This is a genomic window from Trinickia sp. Z7 (assembly GCF_056498045.1).
On sequence record NZ_JAUEQW010000006.1, the window covers coordinates 255,832 to 277,663 of the forward strand.

15 protein-coding genes are annotated in these 21,832 nt (G+C 62.1%); 13 read left to right on the plus strand and 2 right to left on the minus strand.

The features are described 5' to 3' along the window. The first annotated feature begins 36 nt into the window (after positions 1 to 36). From QQS38_RS13580 to QQS38_RS13615, 8 genes are all read left to right on the plus strand, one after another. Positions 37 to 4,836, plus strand: coding sequence for a trehalase family glycosidase (locus tag QQS38_RS13580; protein ID WP_479645887.1), 4,800 nt, complete (start codon positions 37 to 39; stop codon positions 4,834 to 4,836). Positions 4,837 to 4,890: 54 nt separating this feature from the next. Further along, a complete protein-coding gene (locus tag QQS38_RS13585; protein ID WP_479645888.1) occupies positions 4,891 to 5,316 on the plus strand; it encodes a hypothetical protein in 426 nt (141 codons plus the stop codon). Positions 5,317 to 5,615: 299 nt separating this feature from the next. Then, complete coding sequence (locus QQS38_RS13590) at positions 5,616 to 6,248, plus strand: CatB-related O-acetyltransferase (protein WP_479645889.1); 633 nt, start codon at positions 5,616 to 5,618, stop codon at positions 6,246 to 6,248. Further along, on the plus strand, positions 6,245 to 7,498 hold the full coding sequence (locus tag QQS38_RS13595; protein ID WP_479645890.1) for a cytochrome P450: 1,254 nt from the start codon (positions 6,245 to 6,247) through the stop codon (positions 7,496 to 7,498). Before QQS38_RS13590 ends, QQS38_RS13595 begins: the two co-directional genes overlap by 4 nt. A gap of 137 nt (positions 7,499 to 7,635) precedes the next feature. Next, positions 7,636 to 8,700: a hypothetical protein gene (locus tag QQS38_RS13600; protein WP_479645891.1), complete on the plus strand. Its 1,065-nt coding sequence runs from the start codon at positions 7,636 to 7,638 to the stop codon at positions 8,698 to 8,700. A 327-nt stretch (positions 8,701 to 9,027) separates the two neighbouring features. Next, the gene (locus QQS38_RS13605) at positions 9,028 to 9,318 is read left to right on the plus strand and encodes a hypothetical protein (protein ID WP_479645892.1); all 291 of its coding nucleotides are present in this window, start codon (positions 9,028 to 9,030) and stop codon (positions 9,316 to 9,318) included. A gap of 751 nt (positions 9,319 to 10,069) precedes the next feature. Then, positions 10,070 to 11,935 (plus strand): hypothetical protein, encoded by a 1,866-nt coding sequence (locus QQS38_RS13610; protein ID WP_479645893.1) that lies wholly within the window; start codon positions 10,070 to 10,072, stop codon positions 11,933 to 11,935. Positions 11,936 to 12,030: 95 nt separating this feature from the next. Then, positions 12,031 to 13,545, plus strand: a complete 1,515-nt coding sequence (locus QQS38_RS13615) for a hypothetical protein (RefSeq protein WP_479645894.1) — start codon at positions 12,031 to 12,033, stop codon at positions 13,543 to 13,545. Between the two features lie 183 nt (positions 13,546 to 13,728). Here QQS38_RS13615 and QQS38_RS13620 read toward each other — a convergent pair whose 3' ends face one another. Further along, positions 13,729 to 14,619, minus strand: a complete 891-nt coding sequence (locus tag QQS38_RS13620; RefSeq protein WP_479645895.1) for a helix-turn-helix transcriptional regulator — start codon at positions 14,617 to 14,619, stop codon at positions 13,729 to 13,731. A 326-nt stretch (positions 14,620 to 14,945) separates the two neighbouring features. Between QQS38_RS13620 and imuA the strand changes: the two genes are divergently transcribed. From imuA to QQS38_RS13635, 3 genes are read left to right on the plus strand one after another with little or no spacing between them, the layout of a single operon-like run. Next, complete coding sequence (gene imuA, locus QQS38_RS13625; protein WP_479645896.1) at positions 14,946 to 15,653, plus strand: translesion DNA synthesis-associated protein ImuA; 708 nt, start codon at positions 14,946 to 14,948, stop codon at positions 15,651 to 15,653. Continuing rightward, complete coding sequence (locus QQS38_RS13630) at positions 15,583 to 17,058, plus strand: Y-family DNA polymerase (RefSeq protein WP_479645897.1); 1,476 nt, start codon at positions 15,583 to 15,585, stop codon at positions 17,056 to 17,058. Before imuA ends, QQS38_RS13630 begins: the two co-directional genes overlap by 71 nt. 6 nt (positions 17,059 to 17,064) lie before the next feature. After that, the gene (locus tag QQS38_RS13635) at positions 17,065 to 20,214 is read left to right on the plus strand and encodes an error-prone DNA polymerase (protein ID WP_479645898.1); all 3,150 of its coding nucleotides are present in this window, start codon (positions 17,065 to 17,067) and stop codon (positions 20,212 to 20,214) included. Between the two features lie 263 nt (positions 20,215 to 20,477). Here the strand turns inward: QQS38_RS13635 and QQS38_RS13640 are convergent, their stop codons facing one another. Beyond that, a complete protein-coding gene (locus QQS38_RS13640) occupies positions 20,478 to 20,693 on the minus strand; it encodes a heavy-metal-associated domain-containing protein (protein WP_479645899.1) in 216 nt (71 codons plus the stop codon). 147 nt (positions 20,694 to 20,840) lie between these two features. Between QQS38_RS13640 and cueR the strand changes: the two genes are divergently transcribed. After that, positions 20,841 to 21,272 carry a Cu(I)-responsive transcriptional regulator gene (cueR, locus tag QQS38_RS13645; protein WP_479645900.1) on the plus strand — a complete coding sequence of 144 codons (432 nt, stop codon included), beginning with the start codon at positions 20,841 to 20,843 and terminating at the stop codon, positions 21,270 to 21,272. A gap of 204 nt (positions 21,273 to 21,476) precedes the next feature. Beyond that, a complete protein-coding gene (locus QQS38_RS13650) occupies positions 21,477 to 21,623 on the plus strand; it encodes a DUF3563 family protein (RefSeq protein ID WP_479645901.1) in 147 nt (48 codons plus the stop codon). Positions 21,624 to 21,832: the final 209 nt, after the last annotated feature.

Genomic DNA, 21,832 nt, shown 5'->3' on the forward strand with positions numbered 1-21,832 from the left:
TCCATCGAATCTAAAGAACGCAAAAAGGAGACGCGTATGGCGTCGCGAAAAGTTTCTGGTCCGAGCTCGTCCGGCGCCGCTCGATCGCTCACTACGACTAACGGCGCGAGCAACGGCCCTGGCGGCACGCCCCCGCTCGTCGCGCCGGAGGTGCCCAAGCGAGCGGGCTTGCTACGGGGGCTTCGCCGGCATAAGGGCACCGAGGTCGCGGACTTCTCCAAGGATTTCGAGCATGCCATCAACGCTCACTTCGCAAGCGTCGCGGGCTATTCGTCTGCCGCCTTTGGCGATGAGGGCATTTTGGCGCAAGAGGATTTGGCGCGACAAACCATTGCGTCGTCGTTCCCAGGTCTGGACCCGGCCAATCCCGAGCATGTGCAGCTCTGCGCGACGCTGCTGGGGATGCAGGCCGCTACGGGGCATCGTCATTCGCACGGCGTGATGCTCACGTTCGTCCTTGCCAATGCGACGCGTCAAGATCCTGCTCGCGCTGCGGCGGCCATTCGCAATTGGCATCATCCCGAGCAAGCCGACCCCACGACGCAAGCCGATATCTTCGAGGCGCACTGCGCACTAGCCAAAACGCCGCTGGGTTGGAAAGTGTTGGAGGCGATGGCGCCATCGCCGTGGGTGAAACCGACCGATACCGACGAACAACGCGAGCGCATGACGACCGCGCTGACGGCCGCGGGACATTTGATCACCCACCCGGCCGCCAACGGACGAGCGACAAACCTGGAAGAGGCGAGTGAATTGGCGCGGCAGGCGCTTGATTCCGGCTCTCCGGAAGCGGACCGCATTGCACTCGCAGCCCGCGCGCTGCTCGCCGTGCAATCGGACAACCCGACCCCTGATCAAATCGAAGCCGCCTTTCTTTTCCGCAGCGCGAAGGTGACGGATACGGAAACCCTGTCCAACGTGCGCAAGACGGTAAGGGGTATTCTCGGCCGCGGCGGTCAGCCGGCGAGTTGGATCGCGCGGGCATTCAAAGGCGAGCGGTTCCCGGTAAACGACCAGCGCCTCATGGATGCCCTGACGCAGCAAGCCATGAGCGGCATCTCGAAGGATGCGAGAAGGCGTTTGCCAACTGCCGGCGAGAGGCCGGACACGCTACGCGCAGACGTGATCGCCGACGCAGCACTGGTCGCGAAACTCACGGTCATGAGCGAGCGCATCGACCGCAAGGGATTTCGTGCCCCGATGAGGGTCGGGCATCTTGCCGAAGGCAAGATCGCAAAGGCAACTGCCGAGTTGCTCAATATCGACAGGAAGACACTGGAAAACCTTCCCGTGTGGCAGGACATCGCCGCCGATATCGCCGAGCCGCTCGATATCGATTCGTTGCACTCGATGGCACGCGCACGAGGCCTCGAGGAAGATTCGGCAGTCGGCAACCCCATCAAAGCGCTCACGCGTTTGAACGAGGGCTGGGCGAGCCGGGCCGAAGGTTTCGGCAGCCTGCTCGACGGTATGCAACCGGGTTCCGAGATCGAGTTTTCATCGAGCGGCGTGCGCGGTAGAAACATAACGGGATGGGCGAACTTCGTGGCCGACGCGTTGAGCTACATCCCGTGGGTGCCGAGTGTCACGCCGCTGCCGACCATTGCCAAGCTGCGCGGGCGAGAAAGTTCTGTTTCGCTGAGCGCAAACGAGGGGCCCGATGGAGCGTATGTCGATATCACCGTCCGTTCGGTGGATCGGACCACGCGCACCAAAGTGATGGGCTTGGTCGCTCAATGGAATCTGGTGCCCAAACTCGTTGGCGGTTATGCGGTGGGTGAAGTGGGTGGCCATGCGGAGGAAGCGAAGGGGGAAGCCGTGACCATCCGCATCACGGGCGACAAAGACGAGACCTTCGAACAGGTGAAGCAACGGGCGGGCAAGGCTGTCGATGCACTCGCGCAAGGATCGTGGGAAGGCCTCACGAAGGCAGCGTGGCTCGATCCCCATATGTCGGTCATTCCACGTAGCGCCGCCGAAAACTCGAAGGCGACCTTCGCGTTGTTGACCGGTGTCGCGGCCATCACCATCCCTCACCATCCGACCAACGGCTGGGCCAGCATCGCGCCGCAGATCGGCGTATCGCGCGGCAACAAGGCGGCCCGCCAGCGGGGGGGAGCGGACATCACCAGCTTGGAAGAAGACGTCGGGCGAAGCCTCGGCGTGTTCGGGGTCAGTCAAAACCTGCCCGGCCTGCCGCTCGGCACGCATCAAACCCCGGCGGGGCCGATTAGCGGCAGCGCGGGGCTCGGCGCCTACTTCCATCCGTTATGGAAGGATCGCAGCGTCAAGCTCTCCCGCAATGTGACGCTCAGCGTAGACGACACCGGCAGGGTGTATCGCCAGGTCACGATGGATCCGGACACCTACGAGAAATGGCGGTCGAATCAGGCGGGCAGCGACGTGCTGGTGCCGCCGCTTGCACCCGATTTGGCGTTGCCGCCGGAATTGCCGCTGGCGCGAGGCGGGCGCAGCGTGCAGGTGCTGCAGTATGCAAAGCCTGAGGAGCAACGGAAACTGGCCGATCTTCTCGACTTCGCGAAAACGATTGCGCAGGCCGGCGGCGACCCTGGCATGGCAGGCGCCGCCATGCGCGACGCGATGGCCCGCGAGAATTTCTGGGGCGACTACGACATTACGGAGCATCGCACCGTGGAAGCGCACAAGGGCGGAGGCCCGGCCGCCTACGTCTATTTCTTGCAAGCGATGCGCGGCTTGAGGATGCGATCGAGCGAGCCGGTCAGTGCGCCGGTGGGCCCGAACCGTTTGAACGGCACGACGCCGCCGGAGCAGGTTACGCCGCGCGAGCAGCGCGGCCGGTTGGTGAAGAGGAACGAGCCGTCGCGGTTTGCGCCCGCAGCGCCCGGCTTCAAATTGTCGCCGATGCAGGAGCAACTGCGCAGCCTCTTCAGCCGTTACCCCAAAGCGTGGCGAGTCGAACCGAAACTCGTGCCGACGCACATGGAGACCTACGGCGATCTCGCCAAACTGGTCCAGCTTCGTACCGACATCCACGGCGCGCATAGTGCGATCGGTCAACGTCTCAGGGCGTTCTTCGACGGCAATGACAGCATCTCGTTCATTACGTGCGTGCCCAAGCGCGACCCTGAGCAGATCATGCGCGATTTCAAAAAACTGAAGGCCGACTACTGGTTCCAGAAGACCGGCCAGCTTGGCGGAGAGGATGTCGCGATCGACGAACTCGATCTCGAGTCGCTCAAACTCTGGTCCGACTTCGATCTGACCGATTTCCTGAAAGAGAACTTCACGAGACAGGTCCCGCCCGGCGAGCCCTGGAAGTACGAGCCGTATCCGGCCGTGCCGTTGGGCGCGCATGTCGAGAGGATGCGCGAGGAGAACGTCACCGATATGCGAACTCCGCCGGTGGGTGCATCGACGAGACCATTGCCCCATCAACCGCAGCCCGTGCCGTCTCGTCGGTTCTGGTTCGCGCGCTACGGGTGGGACGGCATTCCGACGGTCAAGGGTCTGTTGGCCGCCCGCAGATTCGATCGTGCCCGTATTTGCCTCGACAACGATGCTTACGAGATCGAACAGGACGGGGAGGTCCACAACGGCAATGAGTCGCAGTACAGCGGCCGCGTGCAGCCCATGTCGTTCACGCTCAATGCCGGCGATTACGCGACGGCGTTGGGGGACGACCGCCATCTGGTGCCCTACCTCCGGGCGATGATGATCGAATACCGAAATCGCCAACGCGGTGTCGGCGATATCACCGCGGGACAGGTTTTCAACGGCGTCGCAATGACTCCGGAAGGCGACATCGTCCTGCGGAACCGAGACTATGCGGACGGCGCACGGCCCGAAGGCTATGTCGAGGACGTGAGAGCGGCGCGTAAGGCGCTGCAGGCGGGCGTCGACCCCGAGTTCGTGTACGCGCACTACCGGCAAAGCGCGGCGAGCGGCATCGACATGAGCGTAGCGCACGACAACCCCGTCGATGGCCGCCCGGAATTGCCGTTCATGGGCTCCCTGCAGGAAAACGCGCACCTTGCCAAAGCCGAGGAAGTCATCGTCCGCGCACTGAAAGCCGCCGGACATCACGACATGGCCGAACAGGTTCAGCAAGTGCATGACCAGCGGATCGAAGGGCTTCGGCGTGCGTTCATCAGAACGTCCCCGGATGGGCGTGCCCACGTGGGCGCCTACCTTCGCCTGCGAGAGAACGAACTGCATCCGCTCGATACGGCGGAAATCGCCAACCTGCTTTGGGCGGGCATCGCCACGAAGGAGGACACGCCGGAAGCCGTCGAGGAGGTCTCTGCCGTGCTGGAGCGTCTGGCTACGCCTGGCGGGCTTGGGTCGACGGCGGCCGACTGGAGCCCGGAGCAATGGGACACGCGCAAGCGGATATGGGCCATGCACAACCTGAAGGCCGTCGAAGGCCTGGAGCGTATCGGCGAGCACGAAAAGGCCAAGGCGATTGCGATCGCGTTCACCGAAGGGGCTTGGGCGACGTATACGCTAACGGGTCATACGTTCGAGAAAAACGGCTACGACGGCACGCCGGGCGGCGGCGGCGAGTACAAGGTCGAAGCCGACATGACGATGACCAACGAGACGCTCGCCTATTTTGCTTCGCTCTATCCGGAGTGCCAGGCAATCCTCGATCGTCCGATGCAAGCCGAATCGACACTGCAGCACCTGCGTGAATTCCAGGCGAAGACGCATGCCTACCAAGACGCGCGTGGCCTGCCCAGATCCGATGACGATCCATTGAATCTGGCCATCGGGCAGCTCGATCTCATGGCGCAGCAGCAACGCCAGATGACCGAGCGCATGCGGTCGGCCTTCCGGCGCCCCGGCGAGCAGTGAACGCAAGCGTTCGAGCAAACGCTAGCCGGTTTCCGGGCTTCGGATTCATGCAGTGTGACGCGCGTCGATCTGCTGAATGAGCGAAGTCCCGGAACGACCGGACCGGAAGCCGGCTTTTCGGGCGAAGGGCGCCGAGCGCTCGAGCTGAGCATCCGCATCTTCATCCAAAGGAACAGAAATTCGGACCGGCCGGCCGTTTCGACGGCCGTCTTGCCGAAGACTTGTGTTGTCCGTCAACCCTCCCTTTCAAAGGAGATTCATATGGGAATTGTTAGTCGTATTGCTTCTGCTGTCGCGGGAAAAAGCAGTTCTTCGTCCACGGACTCGAGCAGCGCTCAGTCCTCCTCCTCCGGCACAGGCGCCACGACGCAGCAAACGCCGGCGCATCTCGCTGATCTGCCGGGCCAGAAGGAGGCGGAAGAAGCCGCAAAGGATGAGTTCAAAGGATCTCGATTCAACAACGGTTTTCGCCGCATCTAGACATACCGATGAATGGTCGTCGCCGGAGGCGGATGGCCTTGAATCGCCAGATATCTCCAAGGCGTCGAACCTAGCCCGAACTGGCTAGATGAGCATCGCCGGATGCAAGGAAGCGTTCACGTTCGGCTCGGTCAATCGAGTCCGAACGTGCGCATTCAGTCCGAGGGCCTGGGGCGGGCGCCGGCGTATCGATCGACCGCATGTCTTCGCGGAGGCGGCGCGTGCTTCGCGGCAATCGCATGCACAGGCGCGATCTGCGCGCATGATCTCACTGATTAGAGAACTGCGCGATTCGATTCATGCCCTTCGTCATTCCGAATCCAGGCGAATGCCATCCAGTCCCAGGCCTTCCATCGGTTACTTTTTTAAAGAATGCGATTACGCGCCCAAACATCCTAATCGGCGATTTCACGTACTACGCGGACCGCAACGGTGCGGACGCCTTCGAGCGAAGTGTGCTGTATCACTTCGAATCGATCGGAGACAAGCTGATTATCGGTCGCTTCTGCTCGATCGCGGCTGGCGTCAGATTTCTGGTGAACGGCGCCAATCATCGTCTCGATTGGTTCAGTAATTTCCCGTTTCATCTGTTTGCGCAGGACCCGCAGGACATTCCCGGAGCGAAGCTACATAACAAGGGCGACACGGTGATAGGCAACGACGTTTGGATCGGTAACGGGGCGACGTTCCTACCCGGCGTGAAAGTCGGCGACGGGGCCATTATCGGCGCGAATGCCGTGGTCACGTCCGACGTTGCCCCTTATGCGGTGGTGGGCGGCAACCCGGCGCGCGTGCTTCGCTATCGCTTCGATGAAGAGACCATCGCCACGCTGACGTCGATCGCCTGGTGGAACTGGTCTCCCGAGAAGATTGCACGGCATGTGGCGGCGCTGTGCAGCTTGGACCTCGAGACGCTGGTTCACGCTCAATGAATCCTTTACCGAACGATGTTCGCGGTTCGCTCGCCACATCCGGCGAGCCCAATTGGGCCGTGGACAGCATCATCCCGTCGATCCTAGGCAACGGCACGAACGATCCTTATCCGATCTACGAGCATCTACGCAGGACTGAACCGGTGTATCGGGACGCCAGCGGCGTATGGCTGATTTCGTCCCACGAGATCATCGTCAGAATCCTTCAGAATTCCGATGAAGCCTTTCGCACGCAAGTGACTTCGAAACACCCGGCATGCCTGAAGGACATGATTCTGCTGCAAGGTCCCGCGTCGCACGAGCGGCTGCGCAGGTTGATGGCGCCGCTGTTTTGCGCCGAAGCCGTTGTCGATCTTCAAGCGTTCGTGACTCAGGAAGTGACGCGCCTGCTTGCACCGCTCGTGCATGTGCCGCGATTCAATCTTGCCGAAGTGGCGCTAGCGTTGCCGATTCGCACTATTTGCCGGATGCTCGGGATCGCGCCGGAACAATCGTTCGTCTGGCTCCGCGCGTCCGGGCCGGCGATGCAATTGATGGGTTCGCTGTTCCTGACCGATGCCGAACGTGCGCATCTTGAGGAGGGCACGCAGCACTTCGTCGAGATGTTGGAAGCGTATATCGACAGCGTCGATCGGGACGCGACGCCAGACCATCCGGTCAGCCGCTTTCTGCGGCTCGAACGACAAGGCGAGATCAGCCGCTCGGAAATAGTGGGCAACTTTCTCTTTCTGTTCGTCACGGGGTTCGTCACCACGACGGTGTCGATCGGCAACGTGGTCGCGCTTGCACTCAGAGACCGACGCATTTGGCAAAGGTGGTGTGCCGACAGTTCTTCGATCCGCTCGACGGTACGCGAATTGATGCGCTATGACACCGCCGCGCACGCGATCATCCGCTATGCCGCCCGAGACATCGAACTAGGGGGCCGCAAGATTAGGCGCGGCGACAAGCTCTTGTTGTTGCTGGGAGCCGCGAACCGCGACCCTCGTGCGTTCGAGTCTCCCCATGAAATCGACCCGGATCGAAAAGAGGGGCGCTCGTTGACGTTTGGGATGGGGGCGCACGCGTGCATTGGCAGGATGTTGTCGATCATGCAGATCGAGGTGCTCGTGGCCGCGCTCGTCGAGCGGATGCCCGAGCTCGCCATCGACGAAGAAAAGAGCAAGCGCTGCCAAAACGGCCGGGTGCATGGGTATCGAGACCTTTGGCTGAACAATATGCGGATGACGCAAATCCGGCCGTCCATTTGATCGATGGTGCACGCGGATGCCCGGCCCGGAGATTCGTCCCTCGAAAGGACGGGCGATCTTTTCCCAGTGACGACACCAGAATGCGACGGGCGTAACGAATGCATTCAAACCGAAACAATTGACCTTGGAACGCATACATGAGCGAAGGAATTAATCCGGCAGGAAAGGGCGGGGGTGGGTTCGAGCCATTTAACATCGGTCCGAACGGCGACGAGGGCGCGGACGTCGACCCGTCGCCGCTTCGTCAACCTAGCTCGGAACTTTGGGAAGGGCTCAAAAGGTACAAGCGCACGGATCTTCCGTCGAAAACCGGGCCACGCGCCGGCGACGACGACGTGAACGACGCGCGATCGGAAGGGGCGCGCTTTGCTCTCTCGCCTGGCGCCGATGTCGAGGGTGACGCGCAAGGCGTTGCAACGAACGAACCGGACGCCGTAAGCGGGCGGCCCAATCTCATCGCTGGGCCGCGTTCGATTTCGGATGAGCACCGCGCCTGGCAACAGAGTGCGCAAGCTTTGCCCCGCATCGTCGAGTCCGTCGACGCGACGCTGCACGAAACCCGGAGCGCATACATGCGGGCACGCTCCGAGGTACGTGTCGCCGCCCAAGATCTGGCTCAGGCCATCCATGTATCCGGGAAGGCCAAGGAACGGCTGATGGGCTGGTATGAGGAAGCGATAGTCGAGGAAGTGAGAGGCAGCTTTCCCAAAGAGGTCGACCCGATCGACGACGGGTTCACCATGCGCGTGGCCACATGGTTGCGCGAGCCGAGCGTCGCGGGCGTGGCTGAGCTCGCGGACTATGACGTGGGTGCGGCAGGCGGGGACGATCCCTTCGATCAATTGATGGAAGACGCGTTAGATCGAGTGACGTCGCGCGAAAACCCCGAAGCGTCCCGGCTTCACGAAGCCGAAGATGTCGCGTACTTGGAGCAGCGGCGGGCCGAGACGACTTTCAAGGTCTTGGACGAGCAACTGTCGCGTCTACATAAGCGAGTGCTTGCGCTTCAGGACGTATCGGCGGCGGCGCACTTGACGAACGAGGCGGTGAAAGCCGCACGGGAGGCCGATTCGCTTGTCGCAGATGGCGAAGAAGACACGCCTGCGGCAGAGCATGCACGAAGCCTGACTCGGCTCGCGCAAGACATGTTGACGGACCTGAACGGCATGCTGGGGGCAATCAACGACGAGATGCGTTCCTAGCAGTGGCTTGACGATGTTTTTCAACGATATCGGGCAAGGAGTTTCTCGAATGAACGGCGATGACGGTATAAGCGTTGAGCCGTCGTCGCTCGGTCAACCGCTCTTCGAACTTTGGGGAGGTTTAAAAAAATATAAGCGCTCGGCTTATCCGCTCGGAACCCCAATCGTTGGTTTCCGTCGCTATGTGCAAGCGCATGCTCAAGCACTCGTGTCCGGTCCCGAGGATTTCATCCCGTTGGACTGGCACGGAGAGCACACGATGCGTGACGCGCTGCCTTTGTACGTGGCTAATAAGGTACCCGTTCGGCGTTGCAGCAAGCGATCGATTTGGGATCCAAAGTGGAAGTCCACGGCACGTATGCTGACGAGTTCCCGAACGTCGCATCGGCGCTCGGCTTTCGAGGCGTCAGCAGGATTCCGTTCCGAATTCACCCCGAGCAGAAACGTCACAACTATGTCCGTCCGCAATATTTCTGGGTAAGAAGACTCGGCAGGCCCGCGCTCGTGGCTGCAGTCACGCCGGGAAAGGATTACGTCTATCACTACGCGGAAATGATTCGCTACGAACTCACCAGCACACGCCGAGTGACGCAGGAGTGCCGATCTTCGTTCCACTGAAGCGGCCTTCGTGTGCGGGGTAATCCCGCGAGAACGATCGCGATAAAGTTTCACCGATCCGTTTCAGTGCCATATATCTTGATGTTGTCGCCAGGTGATTCGAGCCGATGAACGATTTCGAGCTCTGGCACCCATGCCGCGCCGCCTGTACCGGCAAATTCTCTCGGCATTGGCCCCGCAGGCAGAGCGATCGATGCGTTCGAATTGGAACCCGCCATTGCCACGGTGGAAGATCGTCTGCGCATGCAGGTCTTACTCACAGCAGTGATCGGCCACGAAGCGGTGAAGTGCGCGCGCAGTGCCGCTGTTTGATGTCGGCGTGGCGTTTTGCCTGACATGCCATTGGCAGAAATGCAATGCATAGCACGCGGCCCTCGTCCCTACGAACCTCACCCGGAGCAGTTTGATGGTCACAATCCCACCCGCTAATGCAGCGCCTTCTGGCGACGGAAGAAACCGCGGCAACGACGGCAATCTCGATGCAAAAAAGCTAGACACAGCAGCCCAACCAGCGCGTGCGTTGACGGGTGCGGATGGTCTCGCTCCACGAACAAAGCGGCCGGCTAAAGGACATCGCAACGAAGCGGCACGCCCCGACGAGAGCGTCATCGAGTATGTCGCGCAGATGCTCGATGCTGCCGACGCCGCGGAAGTGAAGGTCAGTCCCAACGCCCTCAAGCGTCATGTTGGTTTCGCGCAGCCATCGAGAACGCGCCGGGCGATAGAGACTACCCGAAGGATCATCCCCCGCGTGAAAACGGAAACGCAGCGCATCGCCGAGGTCGAGGCGCATCTCGGTCAGCGTGCGAGAGCAAAAAAGGCAGACGAGCTTCAGGGCGCGCAGATGGAGGCGTGGTTCGAAAGCCTTACCGATGCGGAGCGTCAGGCTGTCTATATTGCACCCGTAGCGGAGGGGGGGCCGAGTTGGCTGCAGCCGCTGATGCTGCGTGTTGACGGTGAAACATGGCTCGAATTCAACGCCGAGCATTTGGTCAACTGGCCGCCTCTCGTGGTGGCGCAGTTGCCGCAGGATGCCCAGGCCATGCTGGCTGCACGGCAAAAGATGCTGAGCGCGTTGAATATCGAAAGCGGTCCGGAAGCCGCTGCCTTCATCGAAGAGCACTTCGAGCAGCAGAGCTTCGACATCAACGATGCGGCGCCTCAAGAAGTCGCGCGACTTGTCGAACTGCACCCCGAGCTCGCGCCGATACTGCATGGGCTACAGCGAGAGGGAGCGCAACTGAAGTTCATTCGCAGCACGAAGACACCGGATGCCGTGCTGGACGCGATGCGGCACGTCGCGCACAGCTCTCAGCACAACTTCATTTCGACTTGGTTTAGAGACTTCGTCGAAACCGGCGTCGAGCCGACGGTCACCGAGGACGACCTTGCCAAGATTCGCGAGGATAACGCCAAGAGCAAGCGCGTTGCACTGACCAAGTTCAAGGACGACCCGTTCCGCAGCGCGCTCGCGACGCGCCAGCACGATAGCGCACTCGAGGATGCGCTCGACATCCAGCAGTCGATCGACTTGATCAAAGATTTTTCCAAAAGTGCGATGTCGGTGGCGGCCGCGTCGCCAGCCGGCGGAAAGGCAGCTCGGCTCGATCAGATCAATCACTCGTTGAACGAACTCTTCGGCCGCGAGTACGCGCGCCGCAGAATGACGTTTGACGATGCCAATCGAACCTCGGAAGGGGCCAAGGCGATCATCACGTCGCTAGCGGTTTTGGCGCCTGTCGTCGAGCTCCTGGAAAAAGGCCTGAATCTCGGTCCCGTCGCGAAGGCGGTAGCGGCCGCCGGCGACGATGCGGCGGCCGAAAGCGCAGAGATTTCAGCGCTGAAAGAAGCGGGGGTTTCCAACCAAGAGTTGCTGCAACGAGTGGCCATCGCGGGGCCCGCTGCGGCGCTTTCGCTGGGGATGGCCGGTTCGATCGACGAAGTCGTGAAAGAACTCGGCGATCACGCGGGCGGGGCCATGTATTCCACCAGCGCAGTGTTCCTATCGTTCGTCACCTCCGTACTTTCGATCCAATATTTCGCAAAGAACTACAAGCGCCTCGAGCGCGAAAACAAACTACCGCCGGATCTCGTTCTCGACGAGAAGACGCGCGCGCTGCTCGACAAGGTCGATCAGGCGAAGATCTCCAAACGGGATCTACTGCGTATCGTCGACCAGTCGCTCGAACAGAGCGGCGCCACCCAAGAGGAGCGCACGGTGGTGCACGCTCGTCTGTCGCGCTTCAACCAACGCAAGTTGCTGCGCGCACTGGGCAAGGAGGGCAAGCTGTCGATGCGTCAAAACCCCGTGGTCGCGGGCGTCAAAGAAGCCGTTGGAGTCAACCCTGCACGGCTTGGCCTAATGGCTGGCACGTTGTCCTCGCCGGTCGTCGGCTATGCGCTGGGACCGTGGTTTCTGCATCAGCCCGTGCTGTATGCGATCGCCGGGTCCTTCGAGACGATCGTGGGCGCGATGTCGATTTGGGCATACGGTCGCTCGTTCGATTCGCGCTGGAAGCGATTCGTGAGACGGCGCGAGTCGGTGGATTCACCGCGCAGCACTCAGGGCGAAGGCGGCATCGACGGGACGCAAGCGCCGCAGGGGCTCAACCCGTAAGAGCCGCGTCGTTCTTCGGATGGGAGCGATGGTCCATTCACGCATGAGCGCTTCATGACTGCGCGCACAACGAAAGTGGAAGGATAGTAGGCACGATGGTCAGACGAAAAGACGTGACGCGCCAAGCGAGTGGCGGATTCGACGGCTCGGGGTTAGCCGCTGGAGATCGAAACCGCGATCACGAGAATGTGTCGCGAGCGACATCGGCGGTCAGCGGCGGCGCGGCGGTGGCCGGTCTCAGCGCGCGCTTACCGCGGCGGGCGAAGGTTCGCATCGAAGGGACAAAGCGCGAGTTGAGCGATCTCATGCGCGAGATCGTCGGTCCCCGTACGTTCGACGAAAGCGCGTTCCAAACGACGATGCAAGCGGCCAAGGCCGTCACGCCGAACGTCGACGGAACCCTGCGCAAGCGGCTGCAAGCGGCGAACCGTTGGGCGCAGCTGAACGTGGATCCTCTTGCGGGACAACCGTTGAAGCTGATAGGACACGGCACGGATCATGCGGTGTACTTGGATCCGAACCGTCCCGGGAAGGTCGTCAAAATCAGCACGTGGTCGATGGGGCAGGTTGCCCTGTGGAATGCGCTGTTCGGCAGAGAAGAGAATCAACGAACGCCGCCGGCGATAGAGGCGGGGGGCCAGCGGCTCGCGGCGAACGAAATGAAGCGGTACGCGCGACTCACCGCCGGTTTTCCGGATGGCGCCGTGCCGGGGCAATGCACGCAGATAGACCGCGTGCCCGTGCGCGGCGCCGCTCTGCAATACATGCTGCAGCGTGGCGTGGTGCGCGACGAGTCGCGGATATTGCCCAAGATCGATGCCGCAGCGACATATCGCTTACTGACGATCGTGCGAGAGCAAGATTTCTTACCTCAGCTATCCGATCCTTCTTCGTTGAACTTTAGCCTGAGCCTGCGTTTCATCGAGCGCCTCACCGACTATCCGCAGCCGGAGCGCTATGCCGCACTCAACGACAGCCTGGTTCTGAACCGACCGGCCGATTTCGACGAGGCTCAGTTCCGATACGTCATAGAAGGCACGAAGCTGGAAGCGTTATACGAGGCGAGTCGCCTGGGCGGTGAAGCGGGCGATAGCGTGCGAGATTTTCTCGTGCATGGCATCCGCTTTATGAACCACACGCGGGAAGTGCTCGATGTGGGAGGGGACGGCAACGTCATCTTCAACAACGGAAAGTATTCTTTGCCCGATGCGCTGACGTCGCCCAGCTTCGAGGGCGGGCTCGATATCGCGGCCGATGTATTGCGCAAGATGAAGCGGGGGGAGTCCCTCACCGGGCAAGAAGCATGGCAACTGGTTTTTACGCTCAACATCGTGCGCGCGATGAACGGGATGGCTCAGGCGCTCGGTATCGACGAGCGTGTCCATCTGCTTCGGCCCGAAGAGGAGTCCGAAGCGATCGCGTGGGCGGCGCATTTGCCGCAACTACGTGGGCCGGAGTCGAAGCCGGGCGCTACTCGGCCGACGCAGCGCTCGCTCGTTGGCGAGCCGATCGTGCTGCCCGTCGTGAATAGTCCTTGGGGCGTCGATACGCGCACTTTGAAGGACATTGCGAAGCAAGACATTCATGGGTGCCCACCGCCGAGCCGTTAGTCAAAGGCCTATCCCATGCAGCCTCGCTCGTTGTCGATCGTCGTTGCTCGAAGCGCCGACGGGATAGGACGCTAGCGCTCAAAAGCACCGTCGCGCGCGTGTTTCGATGGACTGCGCCCGGTTCAATCTGGTCCAACCTGGCCCCGGCGCAGCAACCGCTCGCGGCAACGTCGACGTCGGCTCTCACACCGCTTGCAACTTGCCCGCGAGAAACGCGAGCTGGCTGCGATTGCGGGCACCGAACTTTTCGCGCAGCTGGCGCAGGTGATAGTCGACGTTGTGGACGGTCGTATTGAGCCGCGCGGCGATCGCTTTGTCCGACATGCCGACGACGACAGCGCCCAAGATGCGCTGCTGCAGTTGCGACAGCCCGTTTGCGCTTTCTTGACGACAGATCGCTTGCACGTATGCAGCGCAGCGCTGGTGCAGCGATAGCCCCAAGCCGATCGCCTGGGCGATGACGCTATCGGTGATCCATTCGCAATGCTCGGGCGGCCCGGCGAACATGATGAGCGCGCGCATCGACGTGCGCGGGATCGGCAAGCTGAAGGCCAGGCCGCTCGCGAGACCGTTTTCGCGCATGCCGTCGAAGAACCGCCGCAGCGGCGGATCGATACCGTCTTTGCGCGAGGCGTTCACGAGCGAGCGCATGTCCCACACGTGCGGCCGGCTCGATTCGAAGGCGCGTCGCATATGCGGATCGCGCAGCAGATAGCCGCCTTCGAGCGCCCGCGGCAGCAAGTCCGTCGACAGGTAGTTGCGCAGCACATAGGCGTGTTCGGGCTGCTTTCTCGCGTCGAGCTTCAAGGCGGCGTAACCGAGGCCGCTAAAGCCGATGATGTTCAAAATGCCGCGAATCATGCGAATGCGTTCGTCGGTCGTGCGAGCCGCGCCCAGTTCCGCGGCGAGGAAGGTCGCCTCGCCGGTCTCCTCGGCGCGCGCGATCGGGGTCACGTCCATTTCGTCGATATAGCGAATCTCGCAATGCGCGCTCGACTTGAAATCGGGCGAAAGCGCCGATGTCGATGCGCAGTGCAGGTCTTCGCGTTCGTCGACCACGTCCAGATATGACATGGGGGTTCCTATCTATCGTTGTTTTTTGGAAGCGAGTGCAGCGCCGGGCGGCTTGCGAGAGGCGCGGATGGAGACGGCGGGCCGTCGGGTTGCACCTGCGGGTAGCACCTGCTGTCTCTGAAAGGATTTTATTGACGGCGTCCGGTCCGTGCCGCTTGGTATTTCGTAGTAGGGAAGGCTGTGAGGCTACGAGGTGCAGGGGAATTTACGAGATATCGTGGCGCGGGTGAAAGGTACGAGAAAAGCGGGCGACATAAAAAGTTCCAGTTCCGCTATGCTCGATTGCGTGTAATATCCCTGTATGGATATACAGTATTGGTGTGCCGATGCTTGCCGCTTCCCTCCGTGCCGAAGAGATTCACCCGTCGCTATGGCGCGCCTCGCAGCTTGCGCACGGCCGAACTCGCGTAGTGGAAACGGGCTATCCGGCGTTGTCGGCCGAGTTGCCCGGCGGCGGTTGGCCTCTCGGCGCGTTGGTCGATTTGCTCGTCCAGCAGGCGGGGATCGGCGAACTGCGGCTGCTGCGGCCTGCTTTGAGCGCGCTGGGCGAACGGCCGATCGCGTTGTTGCAGCCGCCGCAAGTTCCGAATGGCTTGGGGCTCGGCTATATCGGGCTGCCGCTCGATCGGCTCTTGCATGTCAAAGCGCCGAAAACGGGCGATGCGCTGTGGGCAGCCGAGCAAATCCTGCGGGCCGGCAGTTGCGGCGCGTTGATCTTCTGGGCGCCGTATGCGCAGCCGCCGTCGCTGCGGCGTCTGCATCTCGCGGCGCAGTCGGGCGAAACCCTGTTCGTGATGGTGCGGCCTTCGACGGTTGCGCAAGACGCCTCGCCCGCGCTGCTGCGGTTGGCGCTGCGGCCTTCGGCTGAAGGGCTGATGGTCGATATCGTGAAGCGACGAGGGCCCTCGCGCACGGAGCCTTTATCGATTCCTCTTCAACCTACGCCTGTTTTGCTGTCTCGCCATGCGCGTCTTTCTCGCCGTCCATTTGCCGAAACTGGCGCTCGAAGTATTCCGGCCGAAGTGGCTGCCTGAGCCGCCGGGCGGCAGCGTTGCGCTCGAGAAGGACAAGGTCGTCATCGCCGATGCGGCGGCGCGGGCGGTCGGTATCCGTCTTGGCATGAAGCGCGGCGGGGTGCTCACGCTGTCTACCGATGTTCATCTGTACGAGCGCGATGCGGGGCGCGAAGCCGCGGCGCAACGCGAAGTCGGTGTGGCGCTGATGCGGTTCTCGCCCGATGTCGCGCTTGCCGACGAAGCGGTGGTCATCGTCGAAGTCGGCGCGAGCCTGAGGCTTTTCGGCGGTCTGCGTGCTTTGTGCCGGCAGGCGCGGGCGATGCTCGACACGCTGGGCTTTACGGTCCGCATCGGCCTTGCGCCCACGGGCCAGGGCGCATGGTTGCTGGCGCGCTATGGCAATCGCCGCGTGGTGCGACTCGGCTCGCTCGAGCGGGTCTTGTCGCCGCTTCCGATGATCGCCGTGCCGGAAGCTCGGCCGTTCGCCGAGTGGTTCGCGGGTCTAGGCTGCGCGACGATTGCCGATATTCGCCGCTTGCCTCGCGCCGGGTTACAGCGCCGCTGTGGCGAGCATATGCTCGACTCGCTCGATCGCGCGTTCGGCATGGCGCCCGAGTTGTTCGACTGGCTCGTGTTGCCGCCCACGTTTTCCGCACGGCTGGAATTGCCCGATCGCATCGAGCATGCGGATGGCGCATTGCATGCCGCGCATCGTCTGATCGTGCAGTTGTGCGGCTGGCTTTGCGCAAAGCAATTGGCCGTGACGGCCGTCACGCTTTCGCTCGAACACGAGCGCGGCCGGGAAGCGCTCGCGCCTACGTCGATCGAAATCGCGCTGGGCGAGCCGGCTTGGCAAGAGGCGCATCTGCTGCGATTGCTGAAGGAGCGGTTGCATCGCATCGAATTGGCGGCCCCGATGATCGCGGTGCGGCTCGAGGCCGTGAAGGTCGAAGCGGCGGTGCCTGCGGCCGAGCAGCTCTTTCCGGATCCGGGCGCGGCGGCGCAAAGCCATGCGCGGTTGCTCGAATTGCTCGTGGCGCGGCTTGGCGAAGAAAACGTCTTGCGCCCCGCGCCGCTTGCCGATTACCGACCGGAGGTCGCCAATCGGTGGGCATCTCTCGCGCTCGATGCGCCCTGCGCGAAAGGCTCGCTGCCTGAAGGCTTGCCGCGGCCGGCCTGGCTGCTCGCCGAGCCCGTGCGTTTGCTCACGCGGGCGCATCGTCCGTTTTACGGATCGCCGCTGCGCGTCGTTTCGCCGGCCGAGCGCATCGAGGCGGGCTGGTTCGACGGCGAACTCGTCACGCGCGATTACTTCGTTGCCGAGGCCGACGACAAAAGCTACTACTGGATTTACCGCGAACGTGTCAGTAGCCGCGACGCCGAAGCGGGGCCGCGCTGGTTTCTCCACGGCCTATTTGGATGATGTGCGATGGTTCCCGGTCTCGGTGGGCTGCCGGCGTACGCCGAGCTTTTTTGCTTCTCCAACTTCACGTTCCTCTATGGCGCATCGCATGCGCAAGAACTCGTCGAGCGCGCGGCCCAGCTCGGCTATGCGGGCCTTGCGATCACCGACGAATGCTCGCTCGCGGGCGTCGTCCGTGCGCACGAGGCCGCGAAGGAGGTCGGGTTGCCGCTCGTCATCGGTTCGTATTTCCGTTTGCGCCATGCCGATGGCTCGCCGTCGTTCGGCCTCATCCTGCTCGCGCAAAATCGCGAGGGGTACGGCAATTTGTCGGAACTCATCACGCTCGCGCGCATGCGTGCTCCGAAAGGCGAGTACCGGCTGACGGCGTCCGATCTCTCCCGCCCGGAGAGCGGATTCGCGCATCTGCGCGGGATGTCCGATTGCCTGGCCATCCTCGTGCCCGATTTTCCGGCGAAGGAAGAGGCGCTTGCGGCACAGCTCGAATGGCTCGATGAAACGTTTTCCGGCCGCGCCTGGGCGGGCCTAGTGCTGCATCGGCGAGCGATGGACGACATTCATCGCGGCGCGCTCGAATATGTCGCGCACCGTCAGGGCGTGCCGGTCGTGGCGCTCGGTCAGGTCGTCATGCATGTGCGTTCGCGCAAGCCGCTGCAAGATACGATGACGGCCATTCGTGTGGGCCGGCCCATTCACGAGTGCGGCTACGAACTCGCGCCCAATGCCGAGCAGCATCTGCGTTCGCGTTTGCGGCTCGTCAATCTTTATCCCGACGAGACGCTGCGCGAAACGCTCAATGTCATGTCGCGATGCCGGTTCTCGCTCGACGAGCTTCGCTACGAGTACCCCGATGAACTCGTGCCCCAGGGTTTCACGCCTACCGCCTATTTGCGAAAAGAGACCTACGAGGGGGCGCGGCGACGCTTTCCCGCCGGCATCCCTCATGACGTGCAAAAACAGCTCGAACACGAGCTTGCCCTGATTGCCGAGCTGCGTTACGAGGCGTACTTCCTGACGGTGTTCGACATCGTGCGCTATGCGCGCAGCCAAAGCATTTTGTGCCAAGGGCGCGGATCGGCCGCCAATTCCGCCGTCTGCTATTGCCTCGGCATTACCGAGGTCGATCCCGCGCGCGGCAACATGCTGTTCGAACGGTTCATCAGCAAGGAGCGGGGCGAGCCGCCCGACATCGACGTCGATTTCGAGCATCAGCGGCGCGAGATCGTGATGCAGTACATCTATCGCAAATATGGCCGGCATCGGGCGGCGATTGCGGCGGCCGTCTCGACTTATCGTCCGCGCGGCGCATTGCGCGAAACGGGCAAGGCGCTCGGCGTCGATCCCCAGATCGTCGACGCGGTGGCGAAGTCGCACCATTGGTTCGATACGAGCCGCGATTTGCTGGCGCGTTTCGAAGAGTCCGGACTCGATCCCAATCAACCGTTGATTCAAGCCTGGGCGCGGCTGGCCGCACAGTTGCTGAATTTTCCGCGGCATCTTTCGCAGCATTCGGGCGGGTTCGTCATCAGCCGGGGAAAACTGACGCGGCTCGTGCCCGTCGAAAACGCGGCGATGCCCGATCGCTCCGTCATTCAATGGGACAAAGACGATCTCGAATCATTAGGGCTGCTAAAGGTCGATGTGCTGGCGCTCGGCATGCTGTCGGTGATACGACGTGCGCTCGATCTGGTTTCCGAGCGGCGCGGCGAGCGTTTCGACATGCAGGACGTGCCGCCCGAAGACGCCAAAACCTACGAGATGATTTCGCGTGCCGATACGGTGGGCGTCTTCCAGATCGAATCGCGCGCGCAAATGAGCATGCTGCCGCGACTGCAGCCGCGTACCTTCTACGATCTCGTGATCGAAGTGGCGATCGTGCGGCCCGGGCCGATTCAAGGCGGCGCCGTGCATCCGTATTTGCGCCGGCGCCAAAAGCTCGAATCCGTCACCTACCCGAGCAAGGATTTGGAGGTCGCTTTGGGCCGCACGCTTGGAGTGCCCATCTTTCAGGAGCAGGTGATGCAAGTGGCGATCATCGCGGCCGGCTTCAGCCCGGGCGAAGCCGATCAATTGCGGCGTGCGATGGCGGCATGGAAACGCAAAGGCGATTTGCAGAAGTATTACGACCGCATCGTCAATGGGATGCTCGATCGCGGCTACGAGCGCAGCTTCGCCGATGCGATTTTCGAGCAGATCAAGGGCTTCGGCGAATACGGTTTTCCGGAAAGCCATGCGGCGAGCTTCGCGCTGCTCGTCTATACGAGCAGTTGGCTCAAGTGTCATGAGCCCGAGGCTTTCCTTGCGGCGTTGCTCAACAGCCAGCCGATGGGGTTCTATTCTCCGTCGCAACTCGTGCAGGATGCGAGAAGGCGCGGCGTGCGGATCCTGCCGGCCGATGTGACGATCAGCGGCTGGGATGCCGTGCTCGAACCGGTGGCGGGCGCGGCGCGTCCGGCCGTCCGCCTCGGTCTATCGCTTTTGCGCGGGATGAAGCAGGAGGTGGCCGAGCGTATCGAAAACGCGCGGGCGGTTAGAGCGTTCGAGAGCGTGCACGATCTCGCGCGGCGCGCGCAGCTCGATCGACACGATTTGCACGTGCTCGCCGATGCCAATGCGCTATCGAGGCTCGCCGGCAATCGTCGCGAAGCGCTATGGCATTCGGTGGCCGCCGTGCCCGAGAAAGATATGCTGGCCGCGGCGGTAGCGATCGACGATACGCCCGCCCTCGGGGCCCCGACGGAGGGGCAAAACATCGTGGCCGATTACCGTTCGTCGGGGTTGACGTTGCGGCGCCATCCGCTTGCTTTGTTGCGCGCCCGTCTACTGGAAAAGAGGCTCATGCCGGCAGCGAAATTGAACGGCTATCGCAACGGCCAGCCCGCTCGCGGCTGCGGCATCGTGACGGTTCGTCAGCGGCCGGGCACGGCCAAAGGCGTGATCTTCATGACGCTCGAGGATGAAACGGGCAACGTCAACGTCATCATCTGGCCGAGCTTGCTCGAAAAGCAGCGCAAGGAAGTGCTCGGCGCTTCGTTGCTTGCCGTATACGGCGTATGGCAGTGTCAGGGACAGGTACGGCATCTCGTGGCCAAGCGGCTCGTCGATCTATCGCATCTTTTGGGCGGGTTGCAGTCGGATAGCCGGAATTTCCATTGAGAGGGGAAAAGCGGGCGGCGGCACAGGCATCGCGTTCGTTGCACACGCCTTCAACGGCTGGCGGCGCGGCGATACGCCGCGGCCGCCACGTGCGGATTAGCGTTGTGGTGTCGTCGGGCGTGATGGCGGGCCGGCGTAACCCGGCGCGCCCATCACCGCAACGGTCCACAGTGCGTCGTACGACCGATCGGGTATCGAGCGTTATCGATTGGCGTCACCGATCAGGCATTACCGATCAGGCATTACCGATCAAGCATCGACGATCAGGCATCGACGATCGTACGGTTGCCTTTCACTTCGTAACCGGCCTCGACGATTGCGCTGCCGATCTTATCGGGCGTCGCCTGCGATTGGACACGCACGCGGCCCTTCTCGAGGTCGACTTCGACGAGCGCCGCCGAGTCGAGCGCACGAATCGCCTTCGTCACGGCGCCCACACAATGCTGACAGCTCATGCCTTCGACTTGAAATTCGATCATTGCAAGGTTTCCTCTTCAAGAAAGTTGGGATCGTACCGCGGTGGTCCGGTCTGCCTGTTCGCGCTTATTGCCGCCCGTTTCGATGAAGCGTATACCTTCCCGCCATGGGAAGGTATACGCTTTCTGCATTCAACCGGAGAGAGCGACATGAACATCGGAGAAGCGGCGCAAGCATCGGGTGTGACGGCGAAAATGATCCGTTATTACGAGAGCGTCGACTTGCTGGCCCCAAAGGGGCGAACCGATGCAGGATATCGCGTCTATGGCCGACCCGAAGTCCATACCTTGCGGTTCATTCGCCAAGCGCGCCATCTGGGGTTCTCGATCGACGACATTCGCAAGCTGTTGGCCCTGTGGCAAGACCGCTCGCGCGCCAGCGCCGAGGTGAAAGCGATTGCGCTTCAACATGTGGCCGACCTCGAGCGCCGCATCGCGCAGTTGTCGGAAATGCGCGACACGCTGACTCACCTGGCGCAGCACTGTCACGGCGATACGCGCCCGGATTGCCCGATTCTCGACGGTTTAGCGAGCGACCAGGCACCGGGGGATCAGGCGCAAAGCCATTGCCGGCAAGGGTAAGCGCGAGGGCGAGAAATTGCACGATTATGGTGCATTTCTGAGTGGCGCAGCGCCGATCGCGCACCATTCCAAAGCGGAATGCACACTATTCAAGCATTTCACTCGCAATTTCGGCCGACATCTCTATAATTCGGGTTAACCCTTTTACGGGAAATCCCTGATGCGCGATCCGCTGGGGACATAACCCGACCCTTGGAGAACATCATGTTTGCCTACATCCTCGAAAAGCTGAGCAACTGGTTTGAATCGGCCGAACGCGCCCGCCGCGAAGCGTATCTGGCTTCGTCGTCGGACATCGTCGATCTCGAGCACCGCCTGCGCTCGCTCGAAACCAACGGCTACTCGAACTGACCTAGCCTGCGGCGCACGATCGCCGCTTGCGCGTCTATTTGCGCGCGAAGGTGCACGTTATCTGAAAGCCTCGCTGGCTCGGCGAGGCTTTGTCGTATGCGGCGTAGCTCGGCCCGGGGACGCGCGCATCGGTCGTGACGGCCCCGCCGCATCGGCTCCATGCGACTAGCGCGGACGTTGGGGGCGCGTTAAGGTACGACCATTCGTGG

Coding starts and splice junctions, on each gene's coding strand:
- QQS38_RS13580 (WP_479645887.1), top strand. CDS start 37: ATGGCGTCGCGAAAAGTTTCTGGTCCGAGCTCGTCCGGCGCCGCTCGA.
- QQS38_RS13590 (WP_479645889.1), top strand. CDS start 5,616: ATGCCCTTCGTCATTCCGAATCCAGGCGAATGCCATCCAGTCCCAGGC.
- QQS38_RS13595 (WP_479645890.1), top strand. CDS start 6,245: ATGAATCCTTTACCGAACGATGTTCGCGGTTCGCTCGCCACATCCGGC.
- QQS38_RS13600 (WP_479645891.1), top strand. CDS start 7,636: ATGAGCGAAGGAATTAATCCGGCAGGAAAGGGCGGGGGTGGGTTCGAG.
- QQS38_RS13615 (WP_479645894.1), top strand. CDS start 12,031: ATGGTCAGACGAAAAGACGTGACGCGCCAAGCGAGTGGCGGATTCGAC.
- QQS38_RS13620 (WP_479645895.1), bottom strand. CDS start 14,619: ATGTCATATCTGGACGTGGTCGACGAACGCGAAGACCTGCACTGCGCA.
- imuA (WP_479645896.1), top strand. CDS start 14,946: ATGCTTGCCGCTTCCCTCCGTGCCGAAGAGATTCACCCGTCGCTATGG.
- QQS38_RS13630 (WP_479645897.1), top strand. CDS start 15,583: ATGCGCGTCTTTCTCGCCGTCCATTTGCCGAAACTGGCGCTCGAAGTA.
- QQS38_RS13635 (WP_479645898.1), top strand. CDS start 17,065: ATGGTTCCCGGTCTCGGTGGGCTGCCGGCGTACGCCGAGCTTTTTTGC.
- QQS38_RS13640 (WP_479645899.1), bottom strand. CDS start 20,693: ATGATCGAATTTCAAGTCGAAGGCATGAGCTGTCAGCATTGTGTGGGC.
- cueR (WP_479645900.1), top strand. CDS start 20,841: ATGAACATCGGAGAAGCGGCGCAAGCATCGGGTGTGACGGCGAAAATG.
- QQS38_RS13650 (WP_479645901.1), top strand. CDS start 21,477: ATGTTTGCCTACATCCTCGAAAAGCTGAGCAACTGGTTTGAATCGGCC.